Raw genomic sequence first — 22,640 nt, 5'->3', positions numbered from 1 at the left:
ACTGTCGCGCCGAAACAGGTGCTGCGCATCCTGATTCACGGCACCACGGAGGAACTGCCGGACACCCGGCCCCGAATGGTGGTGCGGTGGGCGCGAATCGCCGTGCTGATCGTCATCCTGCTCGTCACGTTGCAGTCGATCCTGCTGGTGGCGGGCGCGTGGCGTAACGACCTGGCGATCAAACGCAATATGGGCGTCGCCCAGGCGGAGGTGCTCAGCGCCGGGCCACGACGTTCGACTATCGAGTTCGTCACCCCGGACCGCGTCACCTATCGGCCGGAACTCGGCGTGTTGTACCCGTCCGAATTGGCCACCGGCATGCGGATCTATGTCGAATACAACAAGAAGGACCCGAATCTGGTTCGGGTGCAGCACCGCAACGCGGGCCTGGCGATCATCCCGGCGGGATCGATCGCCGTGGTGGCCTGGCTGATCGGTGCGGGGGCGTTGATCCTGCTGGCTGTGCTGGACAAGCGGCTGAACCAAGCCGAGTCATAGCGCGATCAGATTTCGCGTCGCGTATTCCCCGCGGCAACCTGGTCGACAGTCGCTGCTGCCAGTGTGGTGGCGTGCGCGTTGCAATCGTCGCCGAATCGTTCCTGCCTCAGGTCAACGGTGTGAGTAACTCGGTCGTCCGGGTTCTCGAGCATCTGCGTCGTACCGGTCACGAAGCCCTAGTCATCGCCCCGGACAACCCGCCCGGTGAATCCCGCGCCGACCGCGTCTACGACGGCGTCCGGATCCACCGGACACCGTCGCGGATGTTCCCCAAAGTGACCACGCTTCCGCTGGGCGTCCCCACCCCGCGCCTGCTGCGGGTGCTGCGGGGATTCGATCCTGACGTCGTGCACCTGGCCTCACCGGCGCTGCTCGGTTACGGAGGGATGCTGGCCGCGCGCCGGCTCGGTGTCCCGACGGTGGCCGTTTACCAGACCGACGTGCCGGGTTTCGCGGCGAGCTACGGCATCCCGATGACCACCCGCGCCGCCTGGGCCTGGTTCCGGCACCTGCACAGCCGCGCCGACCGTACTCTGGCGCCGTCCACACCAACCATGGAAAGTCTTGCCGCGCAGGGCTTCCCGCGCGTACACCGGTGGGCGCGCGGTGTTGACCTGATCCGGTTCGCGCCGTCGGCCCGCGACGAGAGGCTGCGCCGGCATTGGTCTCCCAACGGCCGGCCGGTCGTCGGCTTTGTCGGTCGGCTCGCCCCGGAGAAGCACGTGGAACGGCTCGCTACGCTCGCGGGCGCCGGCAACGTGCAGCTGGTGATCGTCGGTGACGGTGTTGATCGGACCAAACTCGAGAAGTCAATGCCCGCAGCGGTTTTCACCGGTGCGCTGTACGGTGACGAACTCGCCGCGGCGTACGCGAGCATGGACGTCTTCGTGCATCCCGGCGAGCACGAGACGTTCTGTCAGGTCGTGCAGGAAGCGCTGGCGTCGGGGTTGCCGGTCATCGCCCCCGACGCCGGCGGCCCGCGCGACCTCGTCGCACCCTGCCGCACCGGCCTGCTGCTGCCGGTGGCCGAGTTCGAGGCGCGGCTACCCGGTGCCGTCGCGCATCTGCTTGCCGAACGGCAGCGCTATTCGCAGGCCGCCCGGCGCAGTGTGCTGGGGCGCAGCTGGCCGGTGATCTGCGACGAGTTGCTCGGTCACTACGAGGCGGTGTTGTCGCCGGCGGCCGGGGTGCGGGCCTTCCCGCGTCGTCGGGCCTGAATCCCGCTAGCCCTGCGCCAACTCGGCCACCGATTGCCACTGCTCCCAGGTGCGCAGCCGGTTTTCGTAGTCGGCTTTCGCCGTCGCCAACGGGGTGGCCCCGAAGAACACCCGCAGCGGCGGCTCGTCGGCGTCCACCACCTTCAGCAACGCCTCCGCCGATGCCGACGGATTACCGGGGCTGGCCCACCGCTTGCTGCGCCACTCGTCCTGCTTGGCGTGGACGTCGGCATAGTCCGGCAGGCGCTCGGCCCGCCGGGACGACGATCCGGCCCAGTCGGTGTCGAAGCCGCCGGGTTCGATCAGCGTGACGTGCACGCCGAACGGTGCGATCTCCTGCGCCAGCGCCTGCGAGAAACCTTCCAGCGCCCATTTGGAGGCGTGGTAGATGCCGACGTCGGGGAACGCGGTGATGCCGCCGATCGACGACACCTGAATGATGTGCCCGCTGCGCTGCGCCCGCAGGTAGGGCAAAGCGGCCTGGGTGATCCACAGGGCGCCGAACACGTTGGTTTCGAGCTGGTCGCGCGCGTCCTGTTCGGACACTTCCTCGATGAACCCGAACTGACCGTAACCGGCGTTGTTCACCACGATGTCCAGGCGCCCGAAGTGGTCATGGGCCTGCTTGACGGCCGCGAAGTCCGCATCCCGGTCGGTGACGTCGAGCTGAATCGGCAACAGCGCGTCGCCGTATTGGCCGACCAGGTCGTCCAGGGATGCCGTGTTGCGCGCCGTGGCGGCCACCTTGTCGCCACGTTTCAGGGCGGCGGTGGCCCACTCTCGTCCGAAACCTCGCGATGTACCGGTGATAAACCAAACTTTTTCGCTCACGCAGTCTTGCAACGCATCGACCGGCGACGAATTCCCCCATTCGGCGGACGGGTAGCGTTTCAGGCGTGAGCCGCGCCGACCTCGACAAGGATCCCCGGGACGTCGCGTCGATGTTCGACGGGGTCGCCCGCCGATACGACATCACCAACACCGTGCTCTCGCTGGGCCAGGACCGCTTCTGGCGGCGTGCCACCCGCGCGGCCCTGAAGATCGGGCCGGGGCAGAAGGTGCTGGATCTGGCCGCAGGCACCGCGGTGTCGACGGTCGAGTTGGCGAAGTCCGGGGCGTGGTGCGTAGCGGCGGATTTCTCGGTCGGCATGCTCGGGGCGGGCAGCGCCCGTGCTGTGCCCAAGGTCGCCGGCGACGCAACCCGGTTGCCGTTCGCCGACGACGTGTTCGACGCGGTGACGATCAGCTTCGGCTTGCGCAACGTGGCCGACTTCCCGGCCGGCCTGCGCGAGATGGCCCGCGTCACCCGGCCCGGCGGCCGGTTGGTGGTATGCGAATTCTCCACTCCCACAAGCCCTTTGTTCGCGACAGCGTACAAGGAGTATCTGATGCAGGCGCTGCCGCGGGTGGCGCGCGCGGTGTCCAGCAATCCCGACGCGTACGTCTACCTGGCGGAGTCGATCAGGGCCTGGCCCGACCAGGAGGCCCTCGCACAGGAGATCGTGCGCGCGGGGTGGTCGGCGGTGCGGTGGCGCAATCTCACCGGTGGGATTGTGGCGTTGCACGCCGCGTACAAGCCGCTCTGACTCGGGAGGGTGAGCTTCCGTTAGCAGGACGGGCGACGCACCGCGTGCGCCGAGCCTGCGTTCTTGCAGGGATCCACTCGCACTTCCTCTGCAGATCTACAGCCTCGGTAATCCGAGCGCGTTAAGTACCCGCCCGCTGTAAAAAGCCGACCTGCTCGGGGCAGTAGTGGTCGAGCGCCGCGCCGAGGAACTGGAAAGCCTGTCCCTGGGTGGTGCCCCGCGGCAGATTGCGCTGCAGGAACGTGGCCGACTTGTAGGGATCCCCATCCACGCCGCGCTCGATGCGCTGGCAGCTGATCTTGCCCAGCCAGGCGTTGTAGTCCTGCGGGCCGTAGATGCCGTAGGTGTGCAATTGAGCGTTGAACGGGGCGTCGTAGTCGTCGGCCTGGGCGGGTGCCGCCACTCCGATGGCGGCGACCGCCATGGCCGCGAAAGCACCCAGCTTAAATGCCTTCATTAGGCGGACTATACACCTGGAACGAGGTTTGCGATCAGGTCCGCTATCAGCCCAGATGGGCTGATAGCAGCCAGGCGCCGACCGATTTGCGGCCACTGGATTCGTCACGGGCCTCGAAGCCGGACATCGCCGGCACATCCGCGGGCAACTGCGCGTGAATGCGCGCGGGCCGGATGCCGTCGATCACCCAGTACTTGGAGACGACCTCCCGCAGCTCGTCGGAGGTGACCGCGTTGATCGGCCCCTCGGCTACCGCCGCCTTGTCGAAGACCAGCACGAAATACGACGCGCCCGGCGCCGCGGCGCGCACGATCGACTGCTGGTAGCCCTCGCGCAACTCGACGGGCATCGAGTGGAAAAGAGTTGAGTCGACGATCGTCTGGAACCGGCCGGTCAACCCGGCGGGGTAGCTGCTGAAGTCGCTGATGTCGGCGACCGCGAAGCTGGCGCTCGCCAGTCCGCGCCGCTGCGCTTCGGCGGTGGCCAGCTTGATGGCGGTGGGGGAGGCGTCCAGGCCGACGGTGGTGTGTCCGCGCTCGGCCAGCGCCAGTGAGATGGCGCCCTCCCCGCAGCCCGCGTCGAGGACGTCGCCGCGGAAGCGGCCCTGCTCGATCAGGGTGGCCAACTCGGGCTGAGGTTCCCCGATGCTCCACGGCGGGCGGGCGCCCTCGCCGAGCTCGCTGGATTCGCCTCGGTAGGCCTGTTCGAACTGGAGATCCATTGGTGAAGTCATACCCAAAAGATATCAACCCGCCTGATATATGTCAATCAGATTGATATGCGAGCGAAGGTCACCCACATGGCGCGAGCAGACGCGAAATCGCACGGCGCGGCGCCAAATCGTGCGATTTTGTGTCTGCTCGGCGCGACTGGGGGCCCTTAACTGAACGGCGGGCGGCGGTCGATGAGCCGCGAAGCCCGCCCACCGCCGCGCCACGCCCGGGCCACCCAGTCGGCGTCCTCGTCGGTGACCAGGTTGGCCATCGTCCGCACGGCGATGCGCATCAACGTCGTGGAGCGCATCGCGATCGGCCCGGTCGCCGGCAGGAACCGCTGGAAGGTCAGCAGCAACGCCAGCCGGCGCGCCACCGAGAAACCGCGTGCGTAGTGGTCGGTCAGCAGTGCCGGCCACAAGTGGGAAAAGTCGGGCGATTCCAGCATTTCGGCGGCCAGCCGCCCCGTCTCCAGCCCGTAGTCGATGCCCTCGCCGTTCAGCGGGTTCACGCATGCCGCGGCATCGCCGATCAGCATCCAGTTCGGTCCGGCCACCCCCGACACCGCGCCCCCCATCGGCAGCAACGCCGACGCCACCGCCCGCGGCGGGCCCTCGAATCCCCATTCGTCGCGCCGCAGGTCGGTGTAGTAGGAGATCAGCGGCCGCAGCGCCAGATCGGCCGGCCGCTTGGTCGTCGACAACGCCCCCACGCCGATGTTCACTTCGCCATTGCCCAACGGGAAGATCCAGCCGTAGCCGGGCAGCACGGCGCCGTCGGGGGAGCGCAGCTCCAGATGTGAGGTCAGCCACGGGTCGTCGCTGCGTGGCGTGGCCAGATACCCGCGGGCGGCGACGCCGTACACCGTCTCCTGATGCCAGCGCCGGCCCAGTTTGCGGCCCAGCGACGAGCGCGCACCGTCGGCCACGATCAGCTGATCGCACACCACCTCGGTGCGGTCGGCCAATGTCACCGATGTCACCCGCCGAGACGAGTCATGATGCACCCCAACCGCTTTGGTTCCCAGCAGCATGCGCGCCCCGGATTCCTCGGCGACCTTGCGGATCCGGTCGTCGAGCTCCAGGCGGGCCACCGCGCTGCTGTGTGGCGGGAACGACGGGCCCGGCCAGCGCACTTCCACCTCGCCGCCGAAACCGCTCATGCGCAGGCCGTGGTGCCGGATGCGGCTGGACAGCCAGTCGCCCAAGCCCAGCCGCTCCAGCTCGAGGATGGCCCTCGGTGTCAGCCCGTCGCCGCAGGCTTTGTCGCGGGGGAAGCTGGCCGAATCGATGACAAGGACATCCCGGCCCGCCCGGGCGGCCCAGGCAGCCGCCGCCGACCCGGCCGGTCCGGCGCCTACCACCACCACCTGCGCGCGCAGGGCTCTGGGGACTGCGTTCTCCACGCCCACCAGTATGTTGGTCGAATGAGAACTCCGGCGACGGTGGTGGCGGGCGTTGACTTCGGCGACGCCGGATTCGCCGCGACTGTGCGAGACGGTGTCGCGCGGGTCGAGCAACTCATGGACGCTGAGCTGCGCGGTTCCGACGAGGTGATGACCGAATCGCTGCTGCATCTGTTCCAGGCCGGCGGCAAGCGGTTCCGCCCCCTGTTCACGGTCCTGTCCGCACAAACCGGCCCGGATCCGGACAACGCGGACGTGACCCTGGCCGGGGCCGTGGTGGAGCTGATTCACCTGGCGACGCTGTATCACGACGACGTGATGGACGAGGCGGAGGTCCGTCGTGGAGCGCCCAGTGCCAACGCGCGCTGGGGCAACAACGTCGCCATCCTGGCCGGCGACTACCTGCTGGCGACGGCGTCGCGATTGGTGTCGCGGTTGGGGCCAGAGGCCGTGCGGATCGTCGCCGACACATTTGCCGAGCTGGTGACGGGTCAGATGCGGGAGACCCGCGGCACCCCCGAAGGGGTGGACCGCATCGAGCAGTACCTGCGGGTGGTCCACGAGAAGACGGGCAGCCTGATCGGCGCCGCGGGCCGGTTCGGCGGCATGTTCTCCGGCGCCGACGACGACCAGATCGAACGGCTGAGCCGACTGGGTGGCATCGTCGGCACCGCATTCCAGATCGCCGACGACATCATCGACATCGACAGCGAGTCCGACGAGTCCGGCAAGGTGCCCGGCACCGACCTGCGCGAAGGTGTGCGAACGCTGCCGATGCTCTACGCGCTGCAGCAGACGGAGCCCGACGGCGCGCGACTGCGCGAACTGCTTGCCGGACCCATCCACAACGACGACGAGGTGCTGGAGGCGCTGGCCCTGCTGCGCCAATCGCCCGGCATGGCCCAGGCCAAGCAGACGCTGGCGGGGTACGCCGACCGGGCCCACCACGAGTTGAGCCTGCTGCCCGAATCGCCCGGCCGCGACGCGCTGCAGGCGTTGGTCGACTACACCGTCAGCCGGCACGGCTGAACCGATCCGCACGGATCGGAACCTGAACCGTCCTCCCACGCGTTATTCGGCTGTAATCAACTCGTAGGAGGACACCCACTCATGACCTGGCATCCGCATGCCAACAGGCTGAAGACCTTCCTGCTGTTGGTCGGTATGTCCGCGATGATCGTGTTCGTCGGCGCGTTGTTCGGCAGGACGGCCCTCATCATCGCGACCCTGTTCGCCGTCGGGATCAACGTCTACACCTACTACAACAGCGACAAGCTGGCGTTGCGCGCCATGCACGCCGTACCGGTGTCGGAATTGCAGTACCCCGCGATGTACCGGATCGTGCGCGAGCTGGCCACCGCCGCCCATCAGCCCATGCCGCGGTTGTACATCAGCGACACCAACGCGCCCAACGCATTCGCCACCGGCCGCAATCCGCGCAATGCAGCCGTCTGTTGCACCACCGGCATCCTGCGGATTCTCGACGAGCGCGAGTTGCGTGCCGTTCTGGGTCATGAGCTGTCGCACGTCTACAACCGCGACATCCTGATCTCGTGCGTGGCAGGTGCGCTCGCGTCGGTGGTCACCGCCCTGGCCAACATGGCCATGTGGTTCGGCGCCTTCGGCGGTAACCGTGAAGGTGGCGTCAATCCCTTTGCGATGCTGTTGGTTTCGTTGCTCGGCCCGATCGCCGCGACGGTCGTGCGCCTGGCGGTGTCGCGCTCCCGGGAATATCAGGCCGACGAGTCGGGGGCGATGCTGACCGGCGACCCGCTCGCCCTGGCGTCTGCGCTGCGCAAGATCTCCGGCGGCGTGCAGATGGCTCCGTTGCCACCGGAGCCGCAGCTGGCCAACCAGGCTCACCTGATGATCGCCAACCCCTTCCGGGCCGGCGAGCGCATCGGGTCATTGTTCTCGACGCACCCGCCGATCGAGGACCGCATCCGGCGGCTGGAGCAGATGGCACGCGGCTGATCAAGCCGCCGCTTCGGGCGCTTCGCGTCCGACCAGCGACACCACGGCTGTGCGCGGCGGATGCCCGCGCTCGAGTAGTCCGTCGATGTGAACCGTTCCCCCGGTGGACTGATGCTGCTGCTGCCAGTCGGTAATCGATTGGTGCGCAGCGTGATCGAGGTAACTGACGGCGATGTGCAGGGTCACCGTGCTGCCGCGGGGCACCTCGGCCAGTACGCGAGTCAGGCGCGGCAGGCTCAGGAAGGTGCAGGCGCCCTCGATCGTCACGCGCCACTGATCAGCATCCGGGATGGCCTCCACCTTGGCGCGGACCACCCGCCATCCGGTGATCGCGATGGCCAGGACCAGGCCGATCAGGACGCCGTGCAGCAGGTTGAGGAAGACGACGGCGACGATGGTCACCAGGTAGATAGCGAAATCGCCGGTCTTCACCGCGGTTTCGATGTGCGCGGGCTGTAGTAGCTGAATTCCGATGACGATCAGCAGCCCGGCCAGTGCGGCGCTGGGGATCTCTTCGATCAGCCCGGCGAAGGGCAGGGCGAACAGCAGGATCCAGAAGCCGTGCAGGATCGTCGAGGCACTCGTTTTGGCCCCGGCCTTGATGTTCGCTGAGCTGCGCACGATCACACCGGCGATCGGCAGGCCACCGATGGCGCCCGAGACGATGTTCGAGGCGCCCTGTCCGATCAATTCACGGTCGAGATTGGTGCGCGGTCCGCTGTGCATCCGGTCGGTGGCGACGGCGGTCAGCAGACTCTGCACGCTCGTGATGAGCGTGACGGTGATGATGCCGATCACCACCGCCCCCCAGTTGCCGTGCGGAATGGCGGGCAACTGCAATGCCTCGATCACCGAGCCTTCCAGGGTGATCCGGGAAACGGTGAACGGAAACACCACCGAGATGACGGTCACCACCACGATCGCGACCAGCGGACCCGGAACGGCGGCCAGCTTCGCCGGGGCCCGGCGCCACGCGACCATGATCGCGATCACCAGCAGCCCGAGGAAGAGCCCCGGGCGGTGAGCTCCGAGGATCTGAGCCGGCAGCTCGACCACGTTGGCCCATGCCGAACTGTGCGACTCACCACCGAGCAGCACATGGGTTTGCTGCAGCGCGATGGTGATCCCGATGCCGGCCAGCATCGCATGCACCACCACGGGCGAAATCGCCAGCGCCGCACGGGCTACCCGGCTAAGCCCCAGCAGAACCTGCATTAGGCCCGCGACTGCTGTGATGAAACAAGTTATGCCCCAGCCGAATTCGGCTATCAGATCGGCGACGATCACGGTCAGGCCGGCGGCCGGACCGCTCACCTGCAACGGTGATCCGCCCAGGGCGCCGCCTGCGACGCCACCGACGATCGCGGCGATCAGGCCGGCGAGCACCGGAGCGTCGGAGGCGATGGCGATGCCCAGCGACAAAGGCAGTGCCACCAGGAAAACCACCAGTGAGGCCGGCAGGTCGTGCCGGATGACTGATCGCCATCGCTCGCTTCGTGACTCGTCGGTCTGTCGCATCGGAGGCTCCCTCGTTTGATCTAGCGGGGGATCTTGCGCCGTCCGCCGCGTATCGCGATCTATCCCGTAGCCGTAACACCCTGAGGCGCAAGCGAATACGATTCCACTCGAAACGGCGATGTTCCGGGCAGCTCGTCTGCCGACTCTGACTGACGGTAGGGTGGGCCGCTGGCACCGGCAACCGGACGCGCGGGGTGCATAGCGAACGCAAATTTTCTATGCGCCGCACTTGATCAGCGCCTGATGGCGCTTGGGGTCAGAATCCCGAGCCGTGCACCTCGTGTCCGGGCTCCTCGGCGGCCAGGCCACTGTAAGCCTGCTCGACGGTGGAGCCGTGGTTGATCACCGCGTCGACCTCGCGCGCAATCGGCATGTTCAACCCGAACTCGTCAGCGAACTCCATGATGACGCTCGCGGCCTTGACGCCCTCGGCGACCTGGTTCATCGACGCGATGATCTCGTCGATCGGTTTGCCCGCACCCAACTGTTCGCCGACGTGACGGTTGCGGCTGCGCTGGCTGGTACAGGTGACGATCAGGTCACCGAGGCCGGCCAGGCCGGGGAAGGTTTCGGCGTTGCCGCCCATCGCCACTCCCAGCTTGGTCATCTCGCGCAGTGCCCGGGCGATCACCAGGGCCCGGGTGTTCTCGCCGATGCCCAGCGAGTAGCCCATTCCGACCGCGATGGCGAAGACATTCTTGAGCGCTCCCGCCATCTCGACGCCGATCACGTCGTCGGTGGTGTAGACGCGGAACCGCCGGGTGCGGAACATCGTCGACAGCCGGGTGGCCAGGTGCTGGTCCGGCATGGCCAGCACCGCGGCGGCGGCGTAACCCTCGGCCACCTCGCGGGCGATGTTCGGTCCGGCCAGAATGCCCGCCGGATGCCCGGGCAAGATCTCCTCGATGATCTGCGACATCCGCATGTTGGTGCCCTGCTCGAGGCCCTTCACCAGGGAGACCACCGGCACCCAGGGCCGCAGTTCTTTGGCCAGCTCGGTCAGCACGCCGCGGAATCCGTGCGAAGGCACACCCATGACCAGAACGTCGGCGCAATTGGCGGCTTCGGCGAAGTCGGTGGTGGCGCGCAGCGAGCTGCTCAGCGCCACCTCGTTGCCGAGGTAGCGGCTGTTGCGGTGGTTTTCGTTGATGTCCTTGGCTGTCTCCTCAGACCGAACCCATTGCAGGGTCGGCCCGCGGCGCGCGCAGATTGAGGCCACGGTGGTGCCCCAGGAACCGCCACCGAGGACAACGACATTGGGTTCGCGCTTCTCAGCTGCCATGAACTTCACCCTATTGCGGTGAACCTCGAATACCAACGACCCACGGGCAGAGGACTTCGGGCCCTTTCCGCTGAGGTGCGGACACCGGAAAGGTAAAGGAGTGATGTCATGCCGAGCATTGCTCGCCGCTGTCGCGCTCGTCGTTTCGGTGGCGTGGCCCGCGAGTGCAGTCGCCGACGACGGTCGGCCGCAGGCCAACGCCGAACAGATTGCGGCGGCGCGGATACGGCCGGCCGTCATGTTCCTGGCCGCCGAGGCGTACGGCATGGTTCGGCTGCCCGACGGCAAGGCGCTGTCGTTCTTCGGCGCGGGTTCGAACGCTCCGTTCGTCGTGACGTGGAACTGCACCGGATTCGTCGTCAACCCCGACGGCTGGGTGGCCACCGCGGGCCACTGCGCCGACCCCGATACGGCGAAAGAGCAAATACTCAAGAAGGCCGTCGGCGAATATCAGGCACAGTATCCGGACTCGCCAGTGAGCCAGGACCCGCTTGCGACGCTGGACTATCTGGCGAAGAACGCGCGGGTGGAAGGCACACTGGCTGGTCAGGGCCCGCAGGTGAACCTCACGCTGATCTACGGCACCGGCACCAAGATCGCCGAGAAGATGCCCGCCACCGTCGTCGATTTCCGGCCGATCGGCAAGGGCGATGTTGCGCTGCTCAAGGTGGACAAACACAATCTGCCGTCGTCGGAACTCACCACCGATGCCGCGGTCGGCATCGGCACACCAGTACTGGCCGTCGGATACGCCGAACCCACCGCCCGGCTGACCGGCCGGTCGCTCGACCCCACCAACAAGAGCGGCAAGGTGAGCAAGAAGTCGAAGGTGAAAACCAGCCCGGTGTATGAGATCGACGCCGCCGTCGCCGAGGGCATGAGCGGCGGCCCGACCGTCGACCTCAGCGGAAAGGTGATCGGCGTCAACAGCTTCGGCCCGGCCGGCGAACCGCAGCCGTTCAACTTCATCGCGCCTGCGGACACGCTCGCAACGATGATGGCGGCCAAGGCCGTCAAGGGCACGCTCGGTCCCGCTGACCAGTCGTACCGCCAGGGACTCACCCACTACTACGAGGGCCGCTACAGCGACGCCATCAAAGACTTCGACCTCGCCCTCACGCTTTCGCCCGACTACCCCGGTGCTGCCGACCTCAAGACCAGCGCGGCCAATCTGCGCCAGCAATACGGCGACACATCGATATTCGAGCGGTCAAACCTGTTGTGGTACATCGCCAGTGGCGGATTGCTCGTGCTCATCGTCGGCAGCTGGTTGACGGTGCTGGTGATCAGGAACCGGCGGCAACGACGCGCGGAAGCCGAGACCGAAGCGGTCGCACCGCCCGATGACGACGACGCAGCCGGCACGGTGCGATCGCTGGGACTGGTTCCTCCGGCGGGGGATGACGAGCCGCACTTCTGCGCCAACTGCGGCGCGCAGCATCACCACGCCGAGAAGTTCTGCCCGAACTGCGGCAAGAAAATTTCGCTCGGGGCGTCCGCTTAACCGGCCAGCGCGGCACGGTCGGCAGCCCGGCCGAACACCATGGCCTCGTCGATACGGTCGAAGCGGTAGTCGATCGCATCGGCAAAGTAGTTCTGCCGCACGTTCCACGGCCGCTTGGTGCCCGACTTCGGCAGCGCGTGCAGCGCCCGCTTGACGTAACCGGCCTGAATGTCCCACGCCGGTTTCTCGGTCATCGACTCATCGCCAAGGTGGGGGCTGGCGTGCGTGTAGCCATGCTCGGCCATGTACGCCAACAGCTTGGCGGTAGCCCGCGCGGTCATGTCCGCCCGCAACGTCCACGACGCGTTCGTGTAGCCCACGCACCAGAACAGGTTGGGCACGTCCTCGAGCATGTGGGCCTTGTAGACGAAGCGGTCCCTGGGGTTGATCTCGACGCCGTCGATGCTGATTGTGGCGCCGCCGAGGGCCAGCAACTGCAGGCCGGTGGCAGTGACGATGACGTCGGCGTCGAGATGCCGCCCGGATTTCAGCACGATGCCGGTGGCGTCGAAACGGTCGATGTGATCGGTGACCACCTCTGCGCGGCCGTCGGCGACAACCTGGTACAGGTCGGCGTCCGGGATCAGGCACAGCCGTTGGTCCCAGGGGTTGTACTTGGGCCTGAAGTGGGTGTCGACGTCATAACCTTCCGGCAGGTTCTGAATTGCCTTGCGGCGCAGCATCCACTTGATCAGCGGTGGGGTCTTGCGCGACAGGAACCACAGCACCCCTTCCATCAGTGCGTTGTAGAAGCGGATGGTCAGGTGAGCTGCTCTGCGGGGCAGCAGCTTTCGGCTGAGCCAGGCGAACTTGCTGTACTTCGACGCCGAAATCAGATACGTCGGCGAACGTTGCAGCATGATCACCTTGCCGGCCTTTTCGGCCATCGACGGGATCAGCGTCACCGCGGTCGCTCCGCTGCCGATCACCACGACCGTCTTGCCGGTGTAGTCCAAGTCTTCCGGCCAGTGCTGCGGATGCACGACAGTGCCGGCGAACTGCTCGATACCGGGGAAGTCGGGGGTGTAGCCCGCGTCGTAGTCGTAGTAGCCGCTGCCGAAGAACACGAACCGGCTGCGGCACTGCTTGCTGACGCCGTCCTGCTCGAAGGTGAGGGTCCAGGTGTCGGTGGCGGAATCCCAGTCCGCGCCCCGGACGTGGCTGTGGAAACGGATGTGTTCGTCGATGCCGTATTTGTGGGCCATGTTCGACAGGTACTCACGGATGTGGTCGCCGTCGGCGACGCCTTCCTCGCGGGTCCACGGCTCGTACGGGAAGCTGAGCGTGAAGATGCTGCTGTCCGAGCGAACGCCGGGATACCGGAACAGGTCCCAGGTGCCGCCGATCCGGTCGCGCCGCTCCAGGATCGCGTAGCTGAGCCCCGAGTTGCGCTGCAGGATGCGGTAGGCCGCACCGAGGCCGGAGATGCCGGCGCCGACGATGAGGACGTCGACGTAGTCGGTCTCGGATGGCTTGTGCTCGGCCTGGTGGGGAGTCACGGTCATCGTGAACCTCGCTTGTCTCCTGGGGATGCCGTCACCAGAGTAGGCACCCACCGGTTGGTCGGGCCAGGGACCTTCGGCTCTTGGGTTTCGCGTCGAGCCTGCGCTCAGGGCTGCAGTTCGTCGAAGAATCGCGCCGCTGACGCAGGCTCGATGCCGCTGACGCGGGCTCGGCTACCGGTAGTTGACGAACTGCAGCGCGACATCGAGGTCGGCCTGCTTGAGCATCGAGATGACGGCCTGCAGGTCGTCGCGCTTCTTGCTGGTCACCCGGACCTCGTCGCCCTGGATCTGGGTCTTGACCGTCTTGGGCCCTTCGTCGCGGATGAGCTTGGTGATCTTCTTGGCATTCTCACTGCTGATGCCCTGCTTGAGGGTGCCGGTCAACTTATAGGTCTTGCCGGAGGCCTGCGGTTCGCCGGCCTCGAAGGACTTCAGCGAGATGTCGCGGCGGATCAGCTTCTCCTTGAACACGTCGAGCGCGGCCTTGACCCGCTCCTCGGTGGACGAGGTCAGTTCGATACCTTCTTCGCCTTTCCACGCGATTTTGGTGTCCGTCCCGCGGAAGTCGAAGCGCGTGGACAGTTCCTTGGCGGCCTGGTTGAGTGCGTTGTCGACTTCCTGCCGGTCGATCTTGCTGACGATGTCGAACGATGAGTCCGCCATGCGCTGCGTCCCTTCTTCAGTGCTGCCCGTTTGTGAACTGTCTACCCGGTCGTTGTACCCTGCTAGGCGGCAGGTTGCCCGAGCGGCCAATGGGAGCGGACTGTAAATCCGTCGCGAAAGCTACACTGGTTCGAATCCAGTACCTGCCACCAGCAGTTGAGGGCCGGTTTCGGGCGCGAGCGATTTGATCGCGCTCCGGAACTGTCCACAGCGCGTCCGTGGCGGAATCGAAAGCGGCAGCGATTGCATCCAGATCATCAGCGAAGTCGCCATACCGGTCTAACGCCTGCGCCGCCGATTCATGGCCCAGAAGCCGTTGGACCACTGTGACATTGGCGCCTTCGTTGATGGCCAAACTGGCGCAACAGTGTCTCAGGTCGTGCAACCGGATCCCGTTTGTTAACGCTCTTCGAACGCCGGGGACAGATATCGAGCGGCCATGACTTTGGCCTGCCCGATGATCGCCGGGTCTCCGGTCGGATCGACACGGAAAGCCGTTTCAAGGAGAGCCTGGCTGGCCTCCCAGCTGACGTAGATCATCAGCGCAAGTTCGTCGTGCGGCACGTGTGCGCGAGGGCCCAGCAGGTCGGCGAGCGTTGCGGCGAATCGGGTGTTGTTGTGTTCGTGGTCGGCGCGGATGAAGTCCGGATTCAGGCGCGCGCCGACCCAGAGCTCCCGAAGCGCCGGTTCGCTGCGGTAGAAGCCGGCGTAGGCATCCAGCAGGCGGTCGAGCAGCACCCGCCAGTCGGCCTCGACGCCGGCATCGGCCAGTGTTGTTTCAAGGACGTCGCCGAAGCGGTCGGCGAAGCGTTGCGCGAGCGCGTAGACGATGTCGTCCTTGCGCGCGAAGAACTGATACAGCGTCCCCAGCGGAACGCCGGCGCGCGTGGCGATGTCGCTGACCTTGAGGCTGTCCGGGCCTTGCTCGACGACGATCGCCGCGGCCGCGTCGAGGATGCGTTCGACGCGTGCGCGGCTGCGTTGCTGGGTTGGCGAGCGGCGCAGGTGAGCTTGACCGGACATGTTCACTTCCGGTCGAACGGCGCCATGTGCATGAGGGGAATGAAACCGCAGCGGCGCACCAGCGCGAAACGTCCGCGACCCACGGCTTTCGCTTCGGCGGTGAAGTGCGCTGCCAGTTCTCGGGTGAAACCGCTCCTGTCGTAGCGGGCCAGGGTGTCGTCGACCAGGCGCGCGGACAGGTCCCATATGCGGTTGCCCACGATGTCCACCATGGCCCCGGTCTGGATGTAGTACCCGATCGGCCCGTCGCGCTCGACACTGACGCCGGGGGTGGTGTGCACGGTGATGGCGTCGGCCAACTGTGTTGCCCTCTGATCATCGAGCTGCGCCGACGTGGCGCACTCGATGGCACGGCGGGCGCTGCGCACGGTGAAGTCCTCACCCGGCACGACGGGCGCGATGCCGTGATCGTGCAAAAGGCAACCGGCGTATAACAATTCGTCGTCTACGGCGACGCCATCGACGTCGGCCAGCGCACGCCCGAATATCCACGACCGGTAGCTGTGGCCGACGATCACCGGACTCTGTTCCGCCGCGGCGGCCTCTGCCTCGCGTGCGAAGCGGCTGTCGGGCGGCCGGATCTCGCGATCGGTCGCGCGGGCCCTGGTGCCGGGACGGGTGCCGCGCAGCCGGTTGAGGAAGTAGTCACGCTGGCTGTTGACGATCGCGCCGAGCAGTTGCAGCTGTTCGCGGCGAGTGAGGCGGCCTTTGGTGCGCCGAGTCCACTCGATGCCGCCGATGCGGTTGGGGTCGGGGCCGGTGCTCATCGCGCATCTCCGACGACCAGATCCAAAAACATGAACATTAATCATGTTCTATACGGTGCCGGCGACGACGTCAACCGGCCTGCGCGTCCTCGCGCGGCCTCGCTCCGGATACGGCGCTTCGCCACGCCAGTGGGCTCAGATTCCGGAACGGGTCCGTTTCACGGAGCAACTGAAGATCGGCGAGCAGGGTTTCGAGTGCGGTTTGGCTGCGCTGTTTGACGGTGGCTTCCCACTGGGCGGCCGGCACGCGGGACGGTTTGCGCGTGTCGATCGGAGCGCCGAATCGTATGTACATCCGTTGCGGCCGTGGGACGAGCGTCGGCCCGAGACCTCTGACGAGGGGGATGTTGACTTCGGGTTGGCGCAGAACATGTTTGGTGAACAGGCGGCCGACCCGTCCCCAGCGGGAATTCCGTTCCACGAGGCTGTGATAGATGTCGTCGCCGCCGACCAGTCCGACCGGAATGATCGGATAGTCGTGGGCGATGGCCAGGCGCGCGAAGCCGCTACGGCCCTCCCAGAACAGCCGGTAGTCCTCGCCTTTGAACTTCGGCATCTCGCGACCGCCTCCCGGGAACACCAAGAGCGCTTCGCCGTGTCTCATCAATTCCGCGCCGTTCTCCGGGTTGCCGACCACTGCACCGGCCGCGGCAAGTAGATCGGCGGTGAAGCCGCGCTGTTGCGCCAGGGTGCGGGAGGCGAGGCCGCGAACCCGAACGCCGAGTTCGCGGTGCACGAAATAGGGGATCAGGACAATCTCGCCCAGGCCCCACGAAGTGTGGTTGCCGACCAGCAGGAAGCGGCCGTCGCGCGGAAGGTTGTCCATCCCGTCGACGTAGGGCTTGCACAGATCCACAACCGGGTTCAATCGATCGGCCACGCCGAAGATCGCCTGCTGCATCGCTTTGACGCGGTCGGACTGATCGACCAAATCGCTCATCTTCCATCCCATCTCACGGGGGTCACCGCATCCGATGCTAGCCCTACACTGACCAAATGACCAATATGGTCAGTATGCCTAGTCGGGGAGGCGGGCGGGCGGATATATTCACTCCCGTGAGCGGATCCGCGAGTGAGCTGCCCGAACAGCACTCGGCCAAGGCGGCCAGGCTGCTCGAGGCGGCCAACGATCTCCTGCTCGGCCGGGGCGCAAAAGGATTCACCGTCGCCGATGTCGCGCAGCGGGCACACGTGGGGAAAGGCACCGTCTACCTGTACTGGCCGACCAAGGAAGACCTCTTGATCGGTCTGATCGGCCGCGGCTTCCTCGGTCTTCTCGACGATTTGATCCAGACACTTACCGCGCAACCCGATCTCGCCCGCCCGTCGCAGTTCTGTCCGCTGATGCTGGAGATCGCGACCGGCAAGCCACTGGTGGCCGCCCTGCAGAGTCAGGATGAAGACTTGCTCGGCGTCCTTGCCCGCGACCCGCGCTCCGTGGCGTTTCGCGACGCGCTGGGACCCGGTGCGGTGCTCAAGGCCGTACTTCCGATCTGGCGCCGAAATGCGTTGGCGCGCAACGATTGGGACATTGCCGATCAGACGTTCGCGCTGTACGGACTCATTACCGGGGTGGCGATGTCGCTGGTCGGCGCCGCTCCGGTCGTCGTCGATGATGCTCTCGGTGTCCTGGGCGCCGCGGTCACCGCTCTGCTCGGTCCTGAACGTGCCAACAAGAAACAGATCGGGGTTACCGCGGCTGAGGTCATCGAGTTTCTCCGGCAGGGCCGGGTCGCCGCGTTGCAGATGATCCAGCCCGATGCTTCGGCTGGTTGAACAAAAGGAAACCTGTCGCAAACCTGCGGCTGACCATTGCCCCGGTGCGATGTAGCTGGCATTGTCGGCAGCTCTCATACTTCCTAGTGAGATGGCCAACACGAAGGGATGACCGTGTCGTCGGTAAGCGCTGCACCCAAGGCAAATCTGGCTTCGATGTTCCTGGATCGAGTCGGCGCTTCAGCCGGCAAGGAGGCTTTTCGGCACTTGCGCGACGACCGGTGGGTGTCGGTGACCTGGCGGGAGACCGCCGATCGCGTGCAGCAACTCGCGGCAGGGCTGCTCGCCTCGGGCATCGAATCCGAACAGCGCGTCGCGATCATGGCGAGCACCCGCTACGAGTGGATCCTGGCCGACCTTGCCGTCATGTGCGCCGGTGCGGCGACGACGACCGTGTACCCCAGCACGCATGCGGCCGACGCCACGTATATCGTGGCCGACTCGGAGTCTCAGATCGTCTTCGCCGAGGACGCCTCGCAGGTCGCGAAACTCGCCGAGAACCGCGGCGACCTTCCGGACGTTCGCCTCGTCGTGGTCATGGACGGCGAGGGCGACGGCGACTGGGTCATCACCTTCGACGAATTCGCCCGCCGCGGCGCCGCGTACCTCCAGGAACATCCGACGTCGGTCGTTGACGCCGCGGCCACGGTGACCAGCGAGTCGCTGGCCACCCTCATTTACACCTCGGGAACCACCGGACGTCCGAAGGGAGTGCGCCTGGCGCACCGGTCGTGGACGTCGGCGGCGGAATTCATTCACAACGAGGGACTCCTCGGCGAAGACGACCTGCACGTCCTGTGGCTGCCGCTCGCCCACTCGTTCGGGAAGGTGCTGCTCGCCAGCCAGCTCGCCTGCGGATTCGTCAGCGCGGTCGACGGTCGCGTCGACAAGATCGTCGAGAACATGGGCGCAGTGAAACCGACGTTCATGGCCGCGGTGCCGCGCATCTTCGAAAAGGCGCACGCCCGGATCGTCATGACGAGCCAGGGCGCCGGTGGCATCAAGGCCCGGCTGTTCGACCAGGCGTTCCGCGTCGGTCTTGAGGTATCGCGTCGGCGCCGTGACGGCAGGTCGGTGCCGCTGCCACTCAAGCTTCAGGTTCAGCTGTTCGACCGTCTGGTGTTCAGCAAGGTCCGCGACGTCTTCGGTGGCCGGCTGCGATTCTTCGTCTCCGGGTCCGCGCCTCTTAACCGGGAGATCGCCGAGTGGTTCCTCGCCGCCGGAGTGCTCGTCCTGGAAGGCTACGGGCTCACCGAATCCGCCGGCGCCGGCTTCATCAACCGGCCCGACAACTACAAGCTCGGCACGGTTGGCCTGCCCTTCGACGGCACGGACGTGCGCATCGGCGACAACGGGGAAATACAGCTGCACGGTCCGTTGGTGATGACCGGCTATCACCATTTGCCCGAAAAGACCGAAGAGGCGATGACGAAGGACGGATGGCTTCGCACCGGCGACCGCGGCAGCCTCGATTCCGACGGGTTCCTCACCATTACCGGCCGCATCAAGGAGCTGTTCAAAACATCCGGCGGCAAGTACGTCGCACCGCCGGCCATCGAAGCGAAGTTCATGGCGCTCTGCCCGTATGCCAGCCAGTTCATCGTGTTCGGGGAAGCGCGCAATTACTGTGTCGCGCTGATCGCCCTGGATGGTGACGCGCTGACCAAATGGGCTCAGGAGCAAGGGCTTTCGGAGATGTCGTTCGCCGAGCTCACCCGCAACGCCAAGGTGCGCGAGATGGTCGACGGCTACGTGCAACAGCTCAACAGCGAACTCAACCGATGGGAGACCATCAAGAAATGGGAGCTGATCGATCACGAATTGTCAGTCGACACAGGGGAACTCACGCCGTCGCTCAAGTTGAAGCGGGCGGTGGTCGAGCAGAACAACAAGCAGGTTATCGACGGGTTCTACGTGTGAAAAGCCGCGGGTATCGATCCGTTACCAATCAATTGGTCTTGCGTCGTCATCGCCCACGATAAGCACCCGTTGGTTTCCCAGGTGCTTTACGTATTCGCGCACCAGCGCGCGTTGTTCCGGAGTGTATTCCGACACGTCGATACGGACGTAGTCCGTTTTACTCAATTGCGAGACAATGCGCCGCTCGAGGTTATCTAGGCGGAAATACCTGGCTGGGTTTGGCCCGATCGTGAAGTAAGTATCTTGTAATGGGTCTTGGTTGTAATTCTGCTGCTCTCGGGCGTATTTATACCGGTCAGCGAAAACCCTCGAAAGGTATTCACGTTGCTCGGCGTTGTGCAAACGTGCCACATAGCCAGGCAATTCTTCGACAATCAGGTCGACAAGTTCGACAGACGACGGATCGCTGAGGTCTAGAAGGTCGACGTTGGCTCGAGCCATGTCGGCAAGGTGCCTGCCTATCGAGGGGTCACGCACACGACTGGCCAAAAATTCCATTACGAACAGGACTGCACCCCGTGAACTCGACCAATGGTGTTGCAGAAATAATATGTCACCTGCGACTGCCGTAATCTCCCACTATTAATACGTTCGGGTTGCCGAGCGTGTCGATAAACCTTCTGATGTCCGAACGCTGCTCAGCGCTGAATTGCGACACATCCACAGGTACATAATCGGCTTTGTCGAGATGGTTGGTTAATTTGGAGAGGAATTGATCCGTATCCAAATATTTTCCGTCGAAGTTACCGATCGCGTCGTAGGCTTTGCCGGTCCTTATGTCGATCCAGTCCATACCTTCGTGCGGGCTTCGCGCAAGCTGGACTCCTCGCTCGGCTTCCACCCGCAAACCTGTCTCAGCTTCACTCAGGTCAAAACTCCCTGCATGTGCCGCCCAAAGTGCTTGTCACCTGTGGCAGAGGTTGCGACTCGACCGCGCGGCTGTTGACAACTGTCGGACCTGTTGCATTTTGCTGCGAACAGAACTCAAAGATCCGCCTCATCTTTGCCACTTGAGTCGCTACTGCGTTGTCGGTCGATCATCCCCAACGACAAGTACCCGCGGATTGCCAAGTTTGTCGACGTAATCTCGCACCAGAGCGCGTTGCTCGGTCGTGTAGTCCGACACGTCGATGCGGACAAAGTCCGTCTTAGTCAACTGGCGCAGCGCTGATGACATCAGATTGTCCAAACGAAAATACCGCGCCGGGTATGGGCCCATCGTGAAACATGTGTCTTGGCTTGGATCGCGGTTATAGCTGCGTTGCTCCCTGGCATAGCAAAGTAGATTCGCGAATATTTTTGTTAGATGATCTCGCAACCGGGTGTCTTCCAAGGTGGCGATATGGTTTGGTAACTCGTCGATGATAAGGTCGACCAGTTCTGAAGATGCTGGATCGCTGAGGTCCAGCAAGACTACGTTGTCCCGGATCATGTCGGATAGTTCTTCGCTTACCGAGGGATCGCGCACCCGGCTGGCCAAAAACTCCATTACAAACTCGACCGACGCGCCTGAGCCCGACCAGTTATGTTGAAGAAAGAAGATGTCACCCGACACTGCCGTAGTCTCCCACTATGAAAACCCTTCGGATTGCGAAGTTCGACAATGAATCGTCTGATAATAGATCGTTGCTCGGCGCTGAATTGAGAAACATCCACGGGAACATAATCGGACTTGGCGGCGTGGCGCTCGATTTCAGGAAGGAATATGTTCATTTTGAGATGTCTCTGATCAAAATTGCCCATTGCATCGTAAGTTTTCCCAGTCGTAGGGTCAATCCAGTCGACGCCCTCATGCGGACTCCGTACCAGCTGTATACCGCGCTCGGCCTCCACACGTAATCCCGTCTCGGCTTCACCAGGGCGGAACCTTCCTCCGATGCCAGGATCGGTCCCCAGCTCTTGCGCGTGAGGGGTGCTCAGGTCGAACCGATGGCTAGCTGGCACCGGCAAGTGTTCAGGTGCCGGGTGTGCCCAGTCGGGCACGAAGTGCGATCTCTGCGCCGGCACAGTCTCCGATTTGCCCAGTTCGGCTTCGAGCGCAGCCTTTCGGGCGTTCAGCGCATCAGCATTGTTGTTGTAGGTATTCACCGCGCCGGCGTCGCTTGCCGGGGGCGGATTCGAATTGTGGTGACTGATTTCTCCCTGCAGCTGGCCATAGGCAGCCCGGGCCTGCTCAGTCGTCATCCGCGGATCGGTCGGCGGCATGGGCGCTGGATCCTCGGGCAGGGGAGTGTGCCGATCGACGAGCTGTATGCGAGGCTTGCCCGTCGCGGCGGTTGAGGGTGATTTGCGGGGCAGCGCCGCGGCGAGGTTGATGATGTCGCCGGCAGCGGTTTCTGCCTTCTCGATCTGGTCTGCGACGGCGTTCTCCGCAGCCCACCATTTTGCGGCTTCAGACTTTAGCTCGGCCTCCGCTTCGGCCACGATCCTGGCATTCGCCTCGGCAGCTACCGTGTTGGTGCCCTCCGGCGGGTCGTAGGTGATGGTCCGATCGTCGTTGACGTGAACCCCGCGATTGGACTCGGCGTTGGCGATGATCTGTTTGGCGTTGGCCAGCGGTGGCATTAATGACGAACTGACCGTGTTGCTGATCTGTCGGGCGGCAAGATCTATGGTGTCGCGGAGCTTCGCCACAGCTTGAAAGTCTTGTCGGGAAAGCTCTTTGGCCGCTTCGGCGGTTGCGCCTTCCCAGTAGGAACCCCCTGGACGCTGCACGTGGCCAAGGTAGTCTTCCGCGTGCTGCTCCAACATCGCGACGCTGGTTATCCAACCGTCGATCAGGTCGAGTACCCGCTGCGGGTCGGTCTGCAGGATCTGCGATTTGGTCGACAT

23 protein-coding genes, 1 tRNA gene and 1 pseudogene are annotated in these 22,640 nt (G+C 65.0%); 9 read left to right on the top strand and 16 right to left on the bottom strand.

All coding sequences use genetic code 11. The features are described from left to right. Positions 1–18: 18 nt before the first annotated feature. Together QXH22_RS09220 and QXH22_RS09215 are read left to right on the top strand one after the other, a co-directional pair. Positions 19–498: a DUF3592 domain-containing protein gene (locus QXH22_RS09220; protein ID WP_306244441.1), complete on the top strand. Its 480-nt coding sequence runs from the start codon at positions 19–21 to the stop codon at positions 496–498. Between the two features lie 71 nt (positions 499–569). Further along, entirely contained in the window at positions 570–1,715 is a 1,146-nt protein-coding gene (locus QXH22_RS09215; RefSeq protein ID WP_306275425.1) for a glycosyltransferase family 1 protein, read from the top strand. Positions 1,716–1,721: 6 nt separating this feature from the next. Here QXH22_RS09215 and QXH22_RS09210 read toward each other — a convergent pair whose 3' ends face one another. Further along, entirely contained in the window at positions 1,722–2,546 is an 825-nt protein-coding gene (locus QXH22_RS09210) for an SDR family oxidoreductase (protein WP_306242439.1), read from the bottom strand. Positions 2,547–2,611: 65 nt separating this feature from the next. Between QXH22_RS09210 and QXH22_RS09205 the strand changes: the two genes are divergently transcribed. Then, complete coding sequence (locus QXH22_RS09205) at positions 2,612–3,301, top strand: demethylmenaquinone methyltransferase (RefSeq protein WP_306242436.1); 690 nt, start codon at positions 2,612–2,614, stop codon at positions 3,299–3,301. A 121-nt stretch (positions 3,302–3,422) separates the two neighbouring features. On the opposite strand, the gene QXH22_RS09200 is transcribed toward QXH22_RS09205, so the two are convergent. The 3 genes from QXH22_RS09200 to menJ all read right to left on the bottom strand — a co-directional run bounded on the left by QXH22_RS09200 (position 3,423) and on the right by menJ (position 5,852). After that, the gene (locus QXH22_RS09200; RefSeq protein WP_065044621.1) at positions 3,423–3,758 is read right to left on the bottom strand and encodes a DUF732 domain-containing protein; all 336 of its coding nucleotides are present in this window, start codon (positions 3,756–3,758) and stop codon (positions 3,423–3,425) included. A 46-nt stretch (positions 3,759–3,804) separates the two neighbouring features. Beyond that, positions 3,805–4,491, bottom strand: coding sequence for a class I SAM-dependent methyltransferase (locus QXH22_RS09195; RefSeq protein WP_306275424.1), 687 nt, complete (start codon positions 4,489–4,491; stop codon positions 3,805–3,807). Positions 4,492–4,637: 146 nt separating this feature from the next. Continuing rightward, positions 4,638–5,852: a menaquinone reductase gene (gene menJ / locus QXH22_RS09190; protein ID WP_306244440.1), complete on the bottom strand. Its 1,215-nt coding sequence runs from the start codon at positions 5,850–5,852 to the stop codon at positions 4,638–4,640. A 45-nt stretch (positions 5,853–5,897) separates the two neighbouring features. On the opposite strand from menJ, the gene grcC1 reads away from it, so the two are divergent. Both grcC1 and htpX read left to right on the top strand, forming a co-directional pair. Next, positions 5,898–6,905, top strand: coding sequence for a nonaprenyl/(2E,6E)-farnesyl/geranylgeranyl diphosphat synthase (grcC1, locus tag QXH22_RS09185; RefSeq protein ID WP_306242432.1), 1,008 nt, complete (start codon positions 5,898–5,900; stop codon positions 6,903–6,905). An 81-nt stretch (positions 6,906–6,986) separates the two neighbouring features. Then, positions 6,987–7,850 (top strand): zinc metalloprotease HtpX, encoded by an 864-nt coding sequence (gene htpX, locus QXH22_RS09180; RefSeq protein ID WP_306242430.1) that lies wholly within the window; start codon positions 6,987–6,989, stop codon positions 7,848–7,850. Here the strand turns inward: htpX and QXH22_RS09175 are convergent, their stop codons facing one another. Next, on the bottom strand, positions 7,851–9,368 hold the full coding sequence (locus tag QXH22_RS09175; protein ID WP_306275423.1) for a SulP family inorganic anion transporter: 1,518 nt from the start codon (positions 9,366–9,368) through the stop codon (positions 7,851–7,853). A 256-nt stretch (positions 9,369–9,624) separates the two neighbouring features. Continuing rightward, positions 9,625–10,650 (bottom strand): NAD(P)H-dependent glycerol-3-phosphate dehydrogenase, encoded by a 1,026-nt coding sequence (locus QXH22_RS09170; RefSeq protein ID WP_306242427.1) that lies wholly within the window; start codon positions 10,648–10,650, stop codon positions 9,625–9,627. A 103-nt stretch (positions 10,651–10,753) separates the two neighbouring features. On the opposite strand from QXH22_RS09170, the gene QXH22_RS09165 reads away from it, so the two are divergent. Next, a complete protein-coding gene (locus QXH22_RS09165) occupies positions 10,754–12,154 on the top strand; it encodes a trypsin-like peptidase domain-containing protein (RefSeq protein ID WP_306242425.1) in 1,401 nt (466 codons plus the stop codon). Here QXH22_RS09165 and QXH22_RS09160 read toward each other — a convergent pair. Beyond that, on the bottom strand, positions 12,151–13,659 hold the full coding sequence (locus QXH22_RS09160; protein ID WP_306275422.1) for an NAD(P)/FAD-dependent oxidoreductase: 1,509 nt from the start codon (positions 13,657–13,659) through the stop codon (positions 12,151–12,153). The genes QXH22_RS09165 and QXH22_RS09160 overlap by 4 nt on opposite strands. 171 nt (positions 13,660–13,830) lie before the next feature. Continuing rightward, entirely contained in the window at positions 13,831–14,322 is a 492-nt protein-coding gene (locus QXH22_RS09155) for a YajQ family cyclic di-GMP-binding protein (protein ID WP_065131784.1), read from the bottom strand. Positions 14,323–14,390: 68 nt separating this feature from the next. Between QXH22_RS09155 and QXH22_RS09150 the strand changes: the two genes are divergently transcribed. Continuing rightward, a tRNA-Tyr gene (locus QXH22_RS09150) sits at positions 14,391–14,474 on the top strand. A 128-nt stretch (positions 14,475–14,602) separates the two neighbouring features. Here the strand turns inward: QXH22_RS09150 and QXH22_RS30460 are convergent. From QXH22_RS30460 to QXH22_RS09135, 4 genes and pseudogenes are all read right to left on the bottom strand, one after another. Continuing rightward, positions 14,603–14,707, bottom strand: a pseudogene (locus tag QXH22_RS30460) (tyrosine-type recombinase/integrase); the annotation flags it as partial. Between the two features lie 14 nt (positions 14,708–14,721). Beyond that, the gene (locus QXH22_RS09145; RefSeq protein WP_306275421.1) at positions 14,722–15,345 is read right to left on the bottom strand and encodes a TetR/AcrR family transcriptional regulator; all 624 of its coding nucleotides are present in this window, start codon (positions 15,343–15,345) and stop codon (positions 14,722–14,724) included. A gap of 2 nt (positions 15,346–15,347) precedes the next feature. Then, positions 15,348–16,112: a hypothetical protein gene (locus tag QXH22_RS09140; RefSeq protein ID WP_306275420.1), complete on the bottom strand. Its 765-nt coding sequence runs from the start codon at positions 16,110–16,112 to the stop codon at positions 15,348–15,350. 70 nt (positions 16,113–16,182) lie between these two features. Beyond that, positions 16,183–17,013: a lysophospholipid acyltransferase family protein gene (locus tag QXH22_RS09135; protein WP_371934176.1), complete on the bottom strand. Its 831-nt coding sequence runs from the start codon at positions 17,011–17,013 to the stop codon at positions 16,183–16,185. Positions 17,014–17,168: 155 nt separating this feature from the next. On the opposite strand from QXH22_RS09135, the gene QXH22_RS09130 reads away from it, so the two are divergent. Together QXH22_RS09130 and QXH22_RS09125 are read left to right on the top strand one after the other, a co-directional pair. Then, positions 17,169–17,888: a TetR/AcrR family transcriptional regulator gene (locus QXH22_RS09130; protein ID WP_306275418.1), complete on the top strand. Its 720-nt coding sequence runs from the start codon at positions 17,169–17,171 to the stop codon at positions 17,886–17,888. 108 nt (positions 17,889–17,996) lie between these two features. Next, positions 17,997–19,808, top strand: a complete 1,812-nt coding sequence (locus tag QXH22_RS09125; protein ID WP_371934175.1) for a long-chain fatty acid--CoA ligase — start codon at positions 17,997–17,999, stop codon at positions 19,806–19,808. A 21-nt stretch (positions 19,809–19,829) separates the two neighbouring features. Here the strand turns inward: QXH22_RS09125 and QXH22_RS09120 are convergent, their stop codons facing one another. From QXH22_RS09120 to QXH22_RS09105, 4 genes are all read right to left on the bottom strand, one after another. Next, the gene (locus QXH22_RS09120; RefSeq protein ID WP_306275416.1) at positions 19,830–20,306 is read right to left on the bottom strand and encodes a hypothetical protein; all 477 of its coding nucleotides are present in this window, start codon (positions 20,304–20,306) and stop codon (positions 19,830–19,832) included. A 55-nt stretch (positions 20,307–20,361) separates the two neighbouring features. Next, positions 20,362–20,649 carry a hypothetical protein gene (locus QXH22_RS09115; RefSeq protein WP_371934174.1) on the bottom strand — a complete coding sequence of 96 codons (288 nt, stop codon included), beginning with the start codon at positions 20,647–20,649 and terminating at the stop codon, positions 20,362–20,364. 177 nt (positions 20,650–20,826) lie between these two features. Further along, positions 20,827–21,297, bottom strand: a complete 471-nt coding sequence (locus QXH22_RS09110) for a hypothetical protein (protein WP_306242408.1) — start codon at positions 21,295–21,297, stop codon at positions 20,827–20,829. Continuing rightward, complete coding sequence (locus QXH22_RS09105) at positions 21,297–22,640, bottom strand: hypothetical protein (RefSeq protein WP_306275415.1); 1,344 nt, start codon at positions 22,638–22,640, stop codon at positions 21,297–21,299. The genes QXH22_RS09110 and QXH22_RS09105 overlap by 1 nt, the downstream gene beginning before the upstream one ends.

The organism is Mycobacterium sp. TY814 (assembly GCF_030755175.1).
GTDB lineage: Bacteria > Actinomycetota > Actinomycetes > Mycobacteriales > Mycobacteriaceae > Mycobacterium.
This window is presented reverse-complemented; position numbering and strand designations above follow the sequence as displayed.